The organism is Tatumella sp. JGM94, from assembly GCF_018257595.1.
GTDB lineage: Bacteria > Pseudomonadota > Gammaproteobacteria > Enterobacterales > Enterobacteriaceae > Tatumella > Tatumella punctata.
On sequence record NZ_JAERJN010000020.1, the window covers coordinates 26,203 to 40,325 of the forward strand.

The 14,123-nt window shown below is 53.6% G+C and carries 15 protein-coding genes and 1 pseudogene; 9 read left to right on the forward strand and 7 right to left on the reverse strand.

Annotated features, from left to right (window positions below; all coding sequences use genetic code 11):
* Positions 1–4: 4 nt before the first annotated feature.
* From hpxZ to JK216_RS13815, 4 genes are read right to left on the reverse strand one after another with little or no spacing between them, the layout of a single operon-like run.
* Positions 5–388: an oxalurate catabolism protein HpxZ gene (gene hpxZ / locus JK216_RS13800; protein WP_212712005.1), complete on the reverse strand. Its 384-nt coding sequence runs from the start codon at positions 386–388 to the stop codon at positions 5–7.
* Positions 385–1,788 (reverse strand): AtzE family amidohydrolase, encoded by a 1,404-nt coding sequence (locus JK216_RS13805; RefSeq protein ID WP_212712004.1) that lies wholly within the window; start codon positions 1,786–1,788, stop codon positions 385–387. The genes hpxZ and JK216_RS13805 overlap by 4 nt, the downstream gene beginning before the upstream one ends.
* Positions 1,785–1,970 carry an oxalurate catabolism protein HpxX gene (gene hpxX, locus JK216_RS13810; RefSeq protein ID WP_212708796.1) on the reverse strand — a complete coding sequence of 62 codons (186 nt, stop codon included), beginning with the start codon at positions 1,968–1,970 and terminating at the stop codon, positions 1,785–1,787. The genes JK216_RS13805 and hpxX overlap by 4 nt, the downstream gene beginning before the upstream one ends.
* Positions 1,971–1,983: 13 nt before the next feature.
* On the reverse strand, positions 1,984–3,570 hold the full coding sequence (locus JK216_RS13815; protein WP_212710742.1) for a gamma-glutamyltransferase family protein: 1,587 nt from the start codon (positions 3,568–3,570) through the stop codon (positions 1,984–1,986).
* Between the two features lie 138 nt (positions 3,571–3,708).
* Between JK216_RS13815 and JK216_RS13820 the strand changes: the two genes are divergently transcribed.
* From JK216_RS13820 to uraH, 6 genes and pseudogenes are all read left to right on the forward strand, one after another.
* Positions 3,709–4,548 (forward strand): MurR/RpiR family transcriptional regulator, encoded by an 840-nt coding sequence (locus JK216_RS13820; protein ID WP_212708820.1) that lies wholly within the window; start codon positions 3,709–3,711, stop codon positions 4,546–4,548.
* Between the two features lie 193 nt (positions 4,549–4,741).
* Positions 4,742–4,951 (forward strand): annotated as a pseudogene (locus tag JK216_RS13825) (amino acid ABC transporter ATP-binding protein); the annotation flags it as partial.
* Between the two features lie 23 nt (positions 4,952–4,974).
* Positions 4,975–6,219 carry an alanine--glyoxylate aminotransferase family protein gene (locus tag JK216_RS13830; protein ID WP_212712003.1) on the forward strand — a complete coding sequence of 415 codons (1,245 nt, stop codon included), beginning with the start codon at positions 4,975–4,977 and terminating at the stop codon, positions 6,217–6,219.
* Positions 6,212–7,480 (forward strand): allantoate amidohydrolase, encoded by a 1,269-nt coding sequence (gene hpxK, locus JK216_RS13835; protein WP_212710741.1) that lies wholly within the window; start codon positions 6,212–6,214, stop codon positions 7,478–7,480. The genes JK216_RS13830 and hpxK overlap by 8 nt, the downstream gene beginning before the upstream one ends.
* A gap of 29 nt (positions 7,481–7,509) precedes the next feature.
* Positions 7,510–8,004 (forward strand): 2-oxo-4-hydroxy-4-carboxy-5-ureidoimidazoline decarboxylase, encoded by a 495-nt coding sequence (uraD, locus tag JK216_RS13840; protein ID WP_212708792.1) that lies wholly within the window; start codon positions 7,510–7,512, stop codon positions 8,002–8,004.
* On the forward strand, positions 8,001–8,336 hold the full coding sequence (uraH, locus tag JK216_RS13845) for a hydroxyisourate hydrolase (protein ID WP_212708791.1): 336 nt from the start codon (positions 8,001–8,003) through the stop codon (positions 8,334–8,336). The genes uraD and uraH overlap by 4 nt, the downstream gene beginning before the upstream one ends.
* Positions 8,337–8,347: 11 nt before the next feature.
* Here the strand turns inward: uraH and JK216_RS13850 are convergent, their stop codons facing one another.
* Both JK216_RS13850 and JK216_RS13855 read right to left on the reverse strand, forming a co-directional pair.
* Positions 8,348–9,124 carry an amidohydrolase gene (locus JK216_RS13850; protein WP_212708790.1) on the reverse strand — a complete coding sequence of 259 codons (777 nt, stop codon included), beginning with the start codon at positions 9,122–9,124 and terminating at the stop codon, positions 8,348–8,350.
* On the reverse strand, positions 9,112–10,272 hold the full coding sequence (locus tag JK216_RS13855) for a pyridoxal phosphate-dependent aminotransferase (protein ID WP_212712002.1): 1,161 nt from the start codon (positions 10,270–10,272) through the stop codon (positions 9,112–9,114). The genes JK216_RS13850 and JK216_RS13855 overlap by 13 nt, the downstream gene beginning before the upstream one ends.
* A 200-nt stretch (positions 10,273–10,472) precedes the next feature.
* Here JK216_RS13855 and mtnC point away from each other — a divergent pair, with 200 nt between their 5' ends.
* Positions 10,473–11,156, forward strand: coding sequence for an acireductone synthase (gene mtnC, locus JK216_RS13860; protein ID WP_212712001.1), 684 nt, complete (start codon positions 10,473–10,475; stop codon positions 11,154–11,156).
* A 1-nt stretch (position 11,157) separates the two neighbouring features.
* Positions 11,158–11,700, forward strand: coding sequence for an acireductone dioxygenase (locus tag JK216_RS13865; protein WP_212712000.1), 543 nt, complete (start codon positions 11,158–11,160; stop codon positions 11,698–11,700).
* Between the two features lie 21 nt (positions 11,701–11,721).
* On the opposite strand, the gene mtnA is transcribed toward JK216_RS13865, so the two are convergent.
* Positions 11,722–12,753 (reverse strand): S-methyl-5-thioribose-1-phosphate isomerase, encoded by a 1,032-nt coding sequence (gene mtnA / locus JK216_RS13870; RefSeq protein WP_212708786.1) that lies wholly within the window; start codon positions 12,751–12,753, stop codon positions 11,722–11,724.
* A gap of 113 nt (positions 12,754–12,866) precedes the next feature.
* Between mtnA and mtnK the strand changes: the two genes are divergently transcribed.
* Positions 12,867–14,066, forward strand: coding sequence for an S-methyl-5-thioribose kinase (mtnK, locus tag JK216_RS13875; RefSeq protein WP_212708785.1), 1,200 nt, complete (start codon positions 12,867–12,869; stop codon positions 14,064–14,066).
* Positions 14,067–14,123: the final 57 nt, after the last annotated feature.

Sequence of the window (14,123 nt, forward strand, 5' to 3'; positions counted from 1 at the left end):
CAGATTATGTCATCAGGCTGACCTGGGCGGCGACGATTCGCCAGCCTTCAGGAAAACGCACCCAGCTTTGTTGTTGCCGGCCGATTTTATCGCTGCCAATGCGGGTAAATTCGGTACTGCATACGGCAAAGTCGTCGCCGTAGGTAGTGATCACGGTATTATGCAGTGTACGGTCAAGATTCGCGGAGGGGCGTGAAGCACGGAATGCCTGAATTTGCTCAATACCGTACAGGTTTTCTCCGGCCCCCAGCCGAACGGTACAAACGCTGTGCCAGAATAATTCATCAAGTACTTCAATATCATTACCGGTCAGGGCTGCTTCATAGCGATAAAACTGGGCGGTGACTTGCTGTAATACCCGCGGGGAATTAATGATGGGTGCTGTCATTCTGTTATATTCCTGAAGCTGAAAGGAGGCAGGGTGATCTTCTGCTGTTCAAGTGCTCTGGCGGCCTGTAATGCATGGGCTTCTTTAAAAGGAGCGGCGATGATCTGGACGCCGACGGACAGGCCATTGGCAGCCGGCAGGGGCACAGTGCAAACAGGTAACCCGATGAAAGAGACCGGCTGTGTCAGCATCCCCATACTGGCGCGCACCGGCAGGTCCTGCTGATTAATACGCATTGTCTGCTGATTAATCAGTGTCGCACTGCATGGCGTCGCCGGGGCCAGCAGAATATCGATATTATCGAACAATGGCAGGATCTGCTGGCAGAAATGACGCCGGAAACGCTGTGCCTGCACATACCAGCTGCCGGGTAGCATGGCTCCTGCCAGCAACCGTTCACGGGAATGAATTTCGAACAATTCAGGGAACTGGCGTAATGCCGGCAGATAATGATTCCCTCCTTCGCTGGCACTGATAATAAATGCCGCTGAACGGGCCAGCTCTGCATCAGCCCACTCAACGTCTTCTGAGGCATTCAGGGCGCGTGCTGCTGTTGCTACGGCCTGGCGGGATTCTTCATCACACCACTGGGAAAAGTACCCCCCCAGTACACCGACCCTCAGGCCGCTGGCGGGGTGATCAAGTTGTGTAAATGAAGGTTCCGCAGGACGCGGCGACTGAAAGGCATCATCAGGATCGTTGCCCTGCAGGCAATCATAAACCAGACTCAGGTCAGTGACGTTACGGGCAAAAGGGCCGATATGATCGAGGCTGGCGACAAACGGATGCGAACCCTGGCGGGATAATCGTCCGTAGGTCGGTTTAAGACCAAAAACACCACATAATGCGGCAGGAACGCGTATTGATCCATTGGTATCTGTCCCCAGAGAAAACGGTATCAGTCCTGCAGCCACTGCCGCCGCCGATCCGCCCGAAGAACCGCCGGCAATACGCTGTAAATCTCGCGGGTTATGGCTGGGGCCGTAGTGGCTGTTTTCGGTGGTGAAGCCGTAGGCATAAGCATCCATATTCAGCATGCCGGACAACAGAGCGCCTGACTGACGGAGGCGTGATACGGCATGGGCATCCTGGCGGGCGGCCGGACGGGCAGCAAATAACTTAGCCCCGGCGACAGTGGTATATCCCTGAACGTCGAACAGATTTTTGACCCCGTAAGGTATGCCACTCAGGGGGCTGCCGTGATCTCCCTGACGGAAGTTCCGGTCAACGACGGCGGCCTCCTGCAACATGCGCTGACGGGTCACTTCGGTCCAGGCATTGAGTTGCGGATTATGCTGCGCAATTGACTGCAGAGTGTGGCTGGCGATTTCACTGGCACTGATTTCACCGCGTAATCTGGCCTGTTGCAGTGCGCTAATAGTCATTTCGCTGAGATTCATAACCGGTATACCCCTGCGACTTCAATACGGTCATCCAGCGGGTAATCCATCAGAGGCTGAGCCATCCTGGCGATACGGGTAAGTTGTACCAGTACTTCTGCACGACGATCTTCTGTCAGTTCAATATCCGAGATATGTTCCATTTGGGTCAGATATGCTGACCATTCAATGGGATGTGTCATTGTCAGGTTCTCCTTAAAAACCGGCGGCACTGCCGTTACTGCGTGGATCGGATGCCCCTTCCAGCATGCCGTTACAGTGCCGGACAATGGCACCGGCATGTCCCACGGCTTCACTGAAGTCAGCAATTACTTCAATATCATGACCCATCTGTTTCAGGGTCTGCAGGGTCTCGCGACTAAAACGCCCCTCCATTTTCAGCGACTCCGATGTTTGCCCCCAGGTCCGGCCAAGCAGCCAGCGCGGGGCAGTAATCGCCTGTTGTAACGGAATTTTCTGCTGGACATAGCGGGTAAATACGGTGGCCTGAGTCTGGGGTTGCCCGTCGCCTCCCATCGATCCATAAACCATTACCCGGCCGTCACGCAGACGTGCAGCAGCCGGGTTTAAGGTATGAAAAGGACGTTTACCCGGGGCCAGTGTCAGTAGCTGTTCCGGTTGCAGGGTGAAAGAGGCACCGCGGTTCTGCCATAAAATGCCGGTCTCAGGGATCACCACACCACTGCCGAATTCATGGTAAATACTCTGAATAAACGAAACGGCCATTCCCCGGTTATCGATTATTCCCATCCAGACCGTATCGCCCGGCGCACGGCAGCCTGTATCTGGTGTTGCATGGCTGAGGTTAATCCCGCCGGCCAGCTGATCCAGATAACTGTCTTCCAGCAGCATTTGTGGATCAATACGCATTTCGCGGGGATCGGTCAGATAGCGATCCCGCAACCTGAATGCCTGTTTGGTTGCTTCGACGATCCGGTGAATACTGCCGGTTTCATCTGCTTCTGGCATATTCAGACGGTCAGTAATCCCGGCGATGGCCAGAGAAACAAGGCCCTGGGTTGGCGGAGTGAGGTTATACAGTGTGCCTTCACTGTGGGCCAGTTGCAGCGGTTTTTTACGCTGCGCCCGATGCTGTTGCAGATCCCTTAAGGTCACCGGCATGCCCAGATCAGCCATACCTGCGGCTATTTTTTCTGATAAGGGGCCGCGGTAAAAACTGTCCAGACCATCCTCTGCCAGTGCCTGCAGGGTGTCCGCCAGTGCTTCCTGTGTAAACCTGCTTCCGGGGGTGGGTACCCTGCCTTGTGGTAAATAGATATCAGCGAAGCCGGGCTGATGTTGCAGCTCACTTAACTTACCGGCGCTGGCAGCAGACTGTGATTCTGTTACCGGGATCCCGTGGCGGGCATAATGGATAGCATCTCTCAGTAACTCAGCGACCGGTGACGGGGAAAATCCGGACTCCTGAGAAAAAGCCAGTGCTTCCTGCCAGCCGCTAACGGTGCCAGCGACGGTCAGGGCGGCGTGCGGGCCGCGGTACGGAATCGCTGTCATCCCCGCATAAAAATCGGGAGTTGCCTGGCTGCCGGCAGCACCGCTGGCATCAATAGCGATCGGATCACCTTCAGGCGGAACAATCAGCCAGAAACTGTCACCTCCGAGGCCATTCATATGCGGGTACACAACGGCAATAGTTGCCGCTGCCGCGACCATGGCTTCTATCGCATTTCCTCCGGCACGTAATACGGCCAGGGCGCTTTCGCTGGCCAGATGATGGGGAGTCACTGCCATGCCATTAGGGGCAATATTGCTTTGGATCATTGGTTCCTCAGTTCAAATCTTGCAGAGAGAGTCAGTGGTAAGCAATTTTTGTTCCGTTTCCGGGCTTTTTGGTTCGCGGAGAATAACAATGGATCAAATTGTGCTAGTTTTGCGCTAACAAATGCAGCAGGAGTGATGATGAAACAACTGGATCAACGGCTGGAAAGCCATTACCCCCGGCTGTCGCCGCAAGAGAAGCGGGTGGCCGATTTTGTATTTGATCATTTTGATGATGTGATCAGTTACAACAGTGCAGAACTAGCCAGACTGAGCGGTGTGTCCAAGGCGACCGTTAGCCGTTTATTTAAACGGCTGGGTTATGAAAAATACAAAGATATGCATGATGAAATGCGGACTCTGCGGCAGTCCGGGATGCCGTTAACGGATAACCGTGATGCAGTGCAGGGTAACACTCTGTTATCCCGTCATTATAAGCAGGAAATAGCCAATCTGACCCACTGGACAACCGCCATCGATCCCCTGCAATTTAGTGAGGTTATTCAGTCGCTGGCTGATTCCCGTCGGGTGGTTATTATCGGGTTACGTAATTCATATCCGGTAGCAATGCACCTGCGCCTGCAACTGATGCAGGTACGCAGCCAGGTCGTATTACTGCCTTTACCGGGCCAGACGTTATCTGAAGAGCTGGCCGACTTAAGCAGTCATGATGTTGCCGTTGTGGTGGCTTTTCGCCGCAGGCCGGCAATTATCCGTCCGTTGCTGGAACAGCTACAGCGCCAGTCAGTCCCGGTGGTACTGATCACTGAGCCACGGGGCGCGGGATTACAGGATCTTTCCCGCTGGCAGCTGGTTGCTCCGCTGGAAAGTGTATCTGCATTTGACAGTTACAGTGCCGCAATGAGTCTGGTGAATTTAGTTTCCAATGCGCTGCTTCATGAAATGCTGGCCGACGGAAGACAGCGTATCCATAAGATAGCCGGTCTCTATCAGCAACTGGATGAGCTTGAAAGACGATAACGGGGCGTCATTGTGGTGCATTGCATTGTTTTTGTGCGTCTTCACTGGGCGAAAAAAGGGGCGTACAGCAGGGATTACCGATAATTAACCGCCAGGCACCGGTTTTTTTGAGTAAAGACTTTGGCACATTAGTTGCAAACATGGATTTATAAGAATCTTTTGTTTCAATGATAGCCAGAGGAAAATATGTGCCGGTGAAATATTGCGTGTACTGGAGCAATTAGCCGCGGAGGGTATGACACTCATTCTGGTGACTCATGAAATGAATTTTGCCAGAAATGTCGGTAACCGTGTGGTGTTTATGCATCAGGGGAAAGTCCGGGAGCAGGGGGACAGTAAAACCCTGTTTGCTAATCCGGAAACCGCAGAATTAAAACAGTTTATTTCGTCGGTGCATATGTAACCTCAATCGTTAAGGAACCCGTTATGGAGCTCAGCCCGTTTTCACAAATCAATCCGCCACAACGTTTACTGATGGGCCCTGGTCCGATCAATGCTTACCCGCGGGTATTACGTGCGATGTCCAGCCAGTTATTGGGACAGTATGACCCGGCAATGACCGGTTATATGAATGAAGTGATGGCCCTGTACCGGCAGGTGTTTTGTACCAAAAATCAGTGGACCATGTTGGTTAACGGAACTTCACGTGCCGGTATCGAAGCGATACTAGTGTCGGCAATAAAGCCGGGTGATAAAGTTCTGGTGCCGGTCTTTGGGCGCTTCGGCCATTTACTCTGTGAAATAGCCCATCGCTGTCGTGCCGAAGTCCATACGATAGAGGTGCCGTGGGGCGAGGTATTTTCTGCAGACCAAATCGAAGATGCTATTCGCCGTATAAAACCACGGTTATTACTCACAGTGCAGGGTGATACCTCGACCACTATGCTGCAGCCGCTGCATGAACTGGGTGATATTTGCCGCAGATACGGGGTGCTTTTTTATACGGATGCCACCGCATCTCTGGGCGGAAATCCTCTGGAAGTCGATGCATGGGGGCTGGATGCCGTCTCTGCGGGGATGCAAAAATGCCTGGGAGGTCCTTCCGGCACCTCGCCGGTCACCCTCAGTCCTGAAATGGAAGCCGTGATCCGCCGGCGCAAACGTGTCGAACAGGGGATCCGTACTGTCGATCATGCGGAAGGTGACGATGAGATGATCTACTCCAATTATTTTGATCTGGGGATGGTGATGGATTACTGGGGGCCGGAACGTCTGAATCACCATACAGAAGCCACCAGTGCCTTGTTTGGTGCACGTGAAAGTGCACAAATCATTCTGCAGGAAGGGCTGGAAGCCGGTATTGCCCGCCACCGGCTGCACGGTGATGCCATGCTGAAAGGTATTCAGGCCATGGGATTACAGGTATTCGGCGATATCAGACATAAAATGAATAATGTTCTGGGTGTGATGATCCCTGATCAGATCAACGGTGATCAAGTACGCGCTAGGATGCTGAATGATTTCGGGATCGAGATCGGTACATCCTTTGGTCCGTTACATGGCAAAGTCTGGCGTATCGGAACCATGGGCTATAATGCACGTAAACAATCTGTGTTGCAGACCCTGACCGCCCTCGAAGCGGTACTGAACAGTCTCAGGTTCAGCACCCCGCGGGGAGCTGCCATACAGACTGTCCTCGATCATTATCTGGCGGATGACAACCATGCATAACCGGATAGATCCTTCTCAGGCCAGGCAGGCCGCATTACGGGTGATGGCCCGCAGTGATGATTTGGCGGCTATCAGCGAGGATGACGGTCAGTTAACACGGGTATATCTTTCAGCCGAACATTTTCGGGCTAACCGGCAGGTGGCTGAATGGATGCGTCAAGCCGGAATGGAGACCTGGCAGGATGCGGTGGGGAATATTTGTGGCCGTTATGAAGGGCAAACGGCCAATGCCCCGGCTATTTTACTGGGATCGCATCTGGACAGTGTAAGAAATGCCGGTCGTTATGACGGTCCCCTGGGCGTACTGAGCGCAATAGAAACGGTCAGCTGGCTGAATGAACAGCAAATTCGCTTACCGGTCGCGATCGAGGTCATTGGTTTCGCTGATGAAGAAGGGACAAGGTTTGGGATCACTTTACTGGGAAGTAAAGGCATTACCGGTCGCTGGCCTGCGGCATGGGTGGATCACCCTGATCATCAGGGAGTGACTGTTGCACAGGCTATGCAGGCCTCAGGACTGGATGCCACGAAGATTGCCACTGCGGCCCGTCACCGGGACGCGATTATCGCTTATCTTGAGTTGCATATTGAACAGGGGCCTTGTCTGGAACAGGCGGGGCTGGCTCTGGGCGTTGTCACCGCGATTAATGGTGCGCGGCGTCTGAATTGCCAGTTCACTGGTCAGGCCGGCCATGCGGGCACGGTACCGATGACCCACCGCAAAGATGCTCTGGCAGCAGCGGCCGAATGGATGGTATTTGTCGAGAATTGTACACAGCAGCGGGGGGCACCGCTGGTGGCAACCGTCGGGACCATTGCCTGTGAGCCCGGCGCAGTCAATGTTATCGCCGGAGAAGCCCGGTTATCTCTGGATATCCGCGGACCTGAAGATGGCCCGCTGGCATCATTACAGGCGTGCTTACTTGAAGAGGGTCAGCGTATTGCTGAACGGCGGGGTCTGCGGTTTACCGCCGAAGAATACTATGGGATCCCGGCCACTGCCTGCGATCCCCGCCTGCGGGATGCATTCAGTGATGCGGTGGCCGAAGTACAGGGACAGTCCGTGTTACTGCCCAGCGGTGCCGGGCATGATGCGATTGCGATTGCCGAATGCTGGCCGGTGGCGATGCTGTTTGTACGCTGTGCGGGGGGGATTAGCCATCATCCGGACGAATCTGTCACTAGTGATGATGTGGCGCTGGCTATCCGTGCTTACCTGCAGGCGATTATGCAGGTGGCTGCCGGGCATTATCCGGGATAAGTTATTGTGATTGGGGAGGTTGTTTGCTGATGAACATTGAACAGTTTAATCAGCTTTCGCCATCAGAAGCTAAATCAGTGATTGAGGGCTGTGTTGCAATAGCCGGGTGGCAGCAGCAACTGGTGGCGGCGAGGCCGTTTCTTTCCCTGCAACAGGCGATGGCGACGGCCAGGCGGTTAACCGAAGGCTGGGGGGAGTCTGAATTATGTCTGGCGCTTAGTGCTCACCCGCGGATTGGTGAAACGGCGGCAGGCAGTATGTCCCATCACACTGCATCACGGGCTGAGCAGTCAGCGGTACTGTCGGCCGGCAGCCAGATAAAACAGTTGATGACAGCGGGGAACCGTGCTTATGAACAGCGGTTTGGTCGTATTTTTTTGATCCGGGCGAAAGGGCGCAGCCCGCAGGAGATCCTGACCCAGTTACAGCGCCGCTTAGGCAATAATGAAGTGGCAGAACGGCAGGAAAGTCTCCGGCAGTTGCGAGAGATTACGTTATTGCGTTTGCAGGAGATACTGTTATGAGCACTATTACGACACATATACTGGACACTGCGCTGGGTAAACCGGCCACGGATGTCAGTATCACCCTCGAACAGCAATCTCCGGAGGGGTGGTCGGTGATCGGACAGGGGAAAACAGACAGTGACGGGCGACTAAAAAATCTTACCTCAGAGCCAGTCACACCGGGCCATTATCGTCTGACGGCGGAGACCGGTGACTATTTTGCCGTCACTGGCCGCCAGTCGCTGTATCTGACCGCACAAATCGATTTCCTGATTCCGGAAGCCGGCAGCCATTACCATCTGCCGTTTCTGGTTACCCCCTGGTCATGGTCAACCTATCGTGGCAGCTGACCAGAAGCGGATTATTGATCACTGAGACTAAAATTATCCGCATCGCGCCAGGCCGGAAAGCGGTCGCGGAAGGCCCGCAGTTCATCCAGTGAGAGCACCTGTTGCAGCACTGCCGGCTGATGTGCCGGCGGGGCAGCCAGCAGTTCGCCGGTCGGGCTGATAATCCGGCTGTCACCGCTGTAGCTCTGCCGGTGGATATCTTCCCCGACACGATTACATCCCATCACATAGGCCTGATTCTCGATAGCTCTGGCCAGTAATAACGCCTGCCAGTGCTGGCTGCGTGGCGCCGGCCAGCTGGCGACATACAGGGCCAAATCATAGTCATTACGGTTACGGGAAAATACCGGGAAACGCAGGTCATAACAGATTTGCGGCAGAATACGCCATCCCCGCCACTCGACGGTCACTCGTTGCTGGCCAGCCTGATAATACTGGTGCTCATCTCCCATGCGGAACAGATGGCGTTTATCGTAGCGGTGTACCACGCCCTGCGGAGTGACCAGCAGAAAACGATTCACTGCACCGGTTTCGGTGTGTAATGCCACGCTACCGCCAATCATGGCATCAAACCGGATAGCCTGGCATTGTAACCACTGAATCACCACCGGCTCGGGAAGTGAACTGGCAGCGGCCTCCATTGCAAAGCCGGTGGTGAACATTTCCGGTAACAGGATCAGGTCGGCTGTCGCTATCTCAGCCAGTGCCTGTTCAAAATGACGGAAATTAGCTTCGCCATCCATCCACACCAGGGGCTGCTGTAATAATACGACCTTTAAATCTGACATAAGCGCTCCGCAGCGGCCTGAAGGGTCGGTTCCTGTTTGGCAAAACACAGACGGATCAGTTTATGCGGAAACTCTCCGGCACAAAATACTGATAACGGGATAGCGGCAACTCCGACTTCACTGGTCAGCCACTGACAGAAGCTGACATCATCCAGCCCGGAAATGGCGCTATAATCCAGCAGTAAAAAGTAGGTGCCTTCACAGGGCAGAACTTTAAAGCGACTCTCTTTTAAGGCATTGGTCAGAAAATCACGACGGCTCTGATAAAACGCCGGTAATTCCAGATAATGCTCAGGTGTTTCACGCAGCATATCTGCCAGCGCCAGCTGTGCCGGTGTATTCACAGCGAAGGTCAGGTACTGGTGTACTTTACGTATTTCGGCAGAAATGGCAGCAGGCGCGATACAGTAACCCACTTTCCAGCCTGTCATATGGAAGGTTTTGCCGAATGACGACACGGCGATACCGCGTTCACGCAACTGAGGGTGTTGCAGCAGACTGCTGTGGCCTTCCGGGGCAAAACAGATATGCTCGTAGACTTCATCACTCAGGACATAGATTTCCTGTGACTGAATAGCCTGCCACAGGCTATGGAAGTCACTCTCCTGCCAGACTGTTGCCGTAGGGTTATGGGGCGTATTCAGAATCACTAACCGGGTTTTATCACTGAGTAACTGATGAAACGCCTGCCAGTCTGGGCGGAATCCCGGTGGTTGCAGGGCAATTCGTTTTAATATCCCCCCGCATAATTCGACTGCAGGGGCATAACTGTCGTAGCTTGGGTCGAAGCAAATGACCTCGTCCCCGGGTCTGACCAGCGCGGTTATTGAAGCAAACAGGGCCTCTGTCGCCCCGGAGGTGACGGTGATATCTGTCGTGATATCCGGCGTATAGCCGTAACAACACTGAGTCTTTTCGGCAATCGCTTCGCGTAACGGCTGCACGCCGGTCATCGGGGCGTACTGATTCGCCCCCTGGCTGACATGCCAGGCCAGACGTTGTTGCAAATATTCCGGACCGTCAAAGTCAGGGAATCCCTGAGACAGGTTGATCGCATTGTGTTGTTGTGCAAGAGCACTCATTTGGCTGAAGATGGTGGTTCCCAGTGCAGGGAGTTTACTTTCGGGGGTTAAAGTCTGCTGCGTCATGATTACTCTGCCTTATTTGCGGCTATCCGGGTCAACGGTGATTAGCATTTGTCTGTCATCGCTTTATTGAAGCCACTATAAACAGGATGCTAATATTTGGCAATCAAGACACTTAGATGGCTAAATGCCATTTTCCCGGGCGGAGCCCGAAAAAGACGGTCTGTTCAGCAGACCATATGCAGCCATGCTGCGGAGGGTAAATGATTCGAGCAATTGTGACGGATATTGAAGGGACAACCAGCGACATTCGTTTTGTCCATCAGGTGCTGTTTCCTTATGCACGTCAGCATCTGGACAGCTGGATCCTGCGTAATATTGAACAACCGGAAGTTGTTCAGGCACTTGATAACCTGAAATCGGAACGTGGTCAGCCGGAAGCAGATACCGCATCACTGATTAGCGCATTACACCGGTTTATGGATGAAGACCGGAAATCAACCGCCCTGAAAGCATTACAGGGAATGATCTGGCGCGAAGGCTATCTGAACGGCAGTTTTACCGGTCATCTGTATCCGGACGTTGTGCCGGCTCTGAAACGCTGGCAGCAACAGGGGCTGGCGTTATATGTCTATTCTTCGGGTTCGGTGCCGGCACAAAAATTATTATTCGGCTACAGCGATGCCGGTGATATTACCGGATTATTTAGCGGGTATTTTGACACCCGGACAGGGGCAAAACGTGAGACAGGTTCTTATCAGCAGATAGCCAGCCAGCTCGGGCTGGAAGGGCAACAGTTACTGTTCTTATCCGATATTCATCAGGAACTGGATGCGGCTAAGCAGGCGGGCTGGCATACGCTGCAGTTAATCCGGGGAGAGGCTGACAGTGTCAGCGTGCATCCTCAGGTCAGCAGCTTTGAGCAAATTAACCCGGAGAAGGTCTGAGATGAGCGCGTTGACGATTTTTACTGACAGTGATGCCAGCCAGCCGGTCTGGCACAGCGAAGATGCGGCACAAATCCGCGATAAGCTGGCGGAAAAACAGATACGTTTTGAGCGCTGGGCTGCGGATAGGGAGTTGGGTGATAACCCTGCAGCGGAAACGGTTCTGCATGCCTATCAGCATGAGATAGAGAAGCTGGTGGCAGAAAAGGGCTACCAGAGCTGGGATGTCATCAGCATGCGGGCTGATCATCCTGACAAGCAGACCCTGCGGGCGAAGTTTTTGTCTGAACATACCCATGCAGAAGATGAGGTGCGTTTTTTTGTGGAAGGGGCGGGTTTATTTTGTCTGCACCTCGACGGTCATGTATACCAGATCCTGTGTGTTAAGAATGATCTGATCTCGGTCCCGGCGGGGACAGCCCACTGGTTTGATATGGGGCCGGCACCTGATTTCACCGCTATCCGTATTTTTGATAATCCGGAAGGCTGGATTGCCCGGTTTACCGGTGACAGCATTGCTGACAATTATCCCCGGCTGGCGTAGCCGGGAGTAATTATTGGCGGATTAGTCTGCCACTGCCGGCCGGAAAATCCCCCCGGCCACTTGCTGAGGTGTGACCATACCTGTATCCAGTACCCAGCCGCTGATCAAGGCCGCCGGGGTCACATCAAAGGCCGGGTTATGCACTCGGATATTTTCCGGAGCCCAGCTGACGGTGCCGAAACTGCCGGATACCCCGGTCACTTCACTGGCCGCACGTTGCTCAATCGGAATATGGCTGCCGGAAGGGCACTGGCGGTCCAGAGTGGTATGCGGTGCGGCAACATAGAACGGAATCCGGTGATAGTGGGCCAGTACCGCCAGACTGTAAGTACCAATCTTATTGGCGACGTCACCATTTGCGGCAATCCGGTCGGCCCCGACCCATACCGCATCGACTTTTCCTTCGGCCATCAGTGCGGCCGCCATGCTGTCTGTAATCAGCTGGCAAGGGACACCGGCTTCTGATAACTCCCAGGCCGTCAGCCGCCCTCCCTGTAGTAACGGGCGAGTTTCACCGACCCACACCTGAGCGACATTCCCCTGTTGCCAGGCCCTTAAGATCACCCCCAGTGCCGTTCCAATGCCTGCTGTTGCCAGTCCGCCCGTATTACAGTGTGTCAGTATCCGGCTGCCGGCAGGGATTTGCGGCGTACCGGCGTCGGCAATATGCTCGCACAACTGGCGATCTTCCCCGGTCAGACGTAAGGCTTCAGTCACCATTGCCGTGACATAGTCTTCAGCAGACAAGGCCTGCAGCATCCGGTCCAGGTTATTCATCAGGTTGACTGCAGTCGGACGTGATGCTCGCAGTGTTTTCAGTGACTCTGTCAGCGCCTGGCGCGACATTCCCTGCCGGGCCTGAATGGCCAGTAACAGAGAAGCTGACAGGCCAATAAGCGGAGCGCCTCTGACGCGTAAAGCATGGATGTGGTCCACCAGTTGTTCGGTGGTGGCAGCAATTAACCAGTTCTTTTGCTGAGGTAGCGCCTGCTGGTCAAGGATCCATAACTGGTTATCAATAATCTTCAGGCTGGTGGTTTGCAGAGTTTGCATCAATATCATTTCCGTGTTGCTTCACTGGCAGATAGTATGCCAATATGCGCTATAGATGTGTAGACGTCTGAACGTCTTAATGTTATAAGCTACCCGTCAGAGAGGAACAGGCAATGTCGCAATACCGTACCTTCACCGCCACAGACGCCGTGGAATATGCCAGAAAATTTTCCGGGCTGGAGCATCCGGAAACACTGGCGGATGCGCTGGAGGTGGGAGACGGAAATCTGAATCTGGTATTCAAAATCCTTGATCAGCAAGGTATCAGCCGTGTGATTGTGAAGCAGGCATTACCCTATGTGCGCTGCGTGGGTGAATCCTGGCCACTGACCCTGGATCGTGCCAGACTGGAAGCTGAAACCCTGATTGAACACTACCAGTATTGCCCGGAACATACGGTAAAAGTGACGCACTACGATGCCGGACTGGCGGTCATGGTGATGGAAGATCTGTCTGATTACCGTATCTGGCGCAGCGAGCTGGTCAGTGGCCGCGCCTGTCCACAGGCGGCTGCCCGGCTGGGGCACTATCTGGCCAGTGTTCTGTTTGCCTCTTCTGATTTCGCACTGCATGCCCATAAAAAGAAAGCACAGGTGGCGCAATTTATTAATCCTGAAATGTGTGAAATTACCGAAGACCTGTTTTTTAACGATCCCTATATTAAGCATCCGCGTAATAACTACCCGGTCGCTCTGGAACCGCTGGTCGCTTCATTACGCGAAGATACAGAGTTACGGGTCAGGGTTGCGGCTCTGAAATATACCTTCCTGACCCACAGTGAAGCATTACTGCACGGTGATATTCATACCGGGTCTGTATTTATTTCTGATGACGGATTAAAAGCGATTGATGCTGAGTTTGGTTACTATGGCCCGATGGGCTTTGATATTGGTACCGCATTAGGTAATCTGCTGCTGAATTATTGCGGGCTACCGGGGCTACTGCCGCCGCGGGAAGCAGCGGAAGCCCGTGAGCAGCGTCTGTCAGATGTGATTACCTTGTGGCAGACCTTTTCTGAAGAATTTTTAGCCCGCAGCCGGCAGCAAACCAGTGATCCGGCATTATCCGTAGCCGGATACGCGGAAGCATTTCTGCAAAAAGTATGGTGTGATGCGATTGGTTTTTGCGGAACCGAATTGATACGCCGTACCGTCGGTATGTCTCATGTGGCTGATATCAATAATATTACTGATGAAATGATGCGGACGGATTGTCTGCGCCATGGGATTACTTTGGGACAAACACTGATTCTGGCCGCCGATCATATTCATAATGCCGAAGCATTAGTGGCGCGTATTCGTCAGACTGCCTGATACAGATCCTTTATTCACCAGAGAATATCTTCTGCCGGATTCTCTGTGGATCACGAC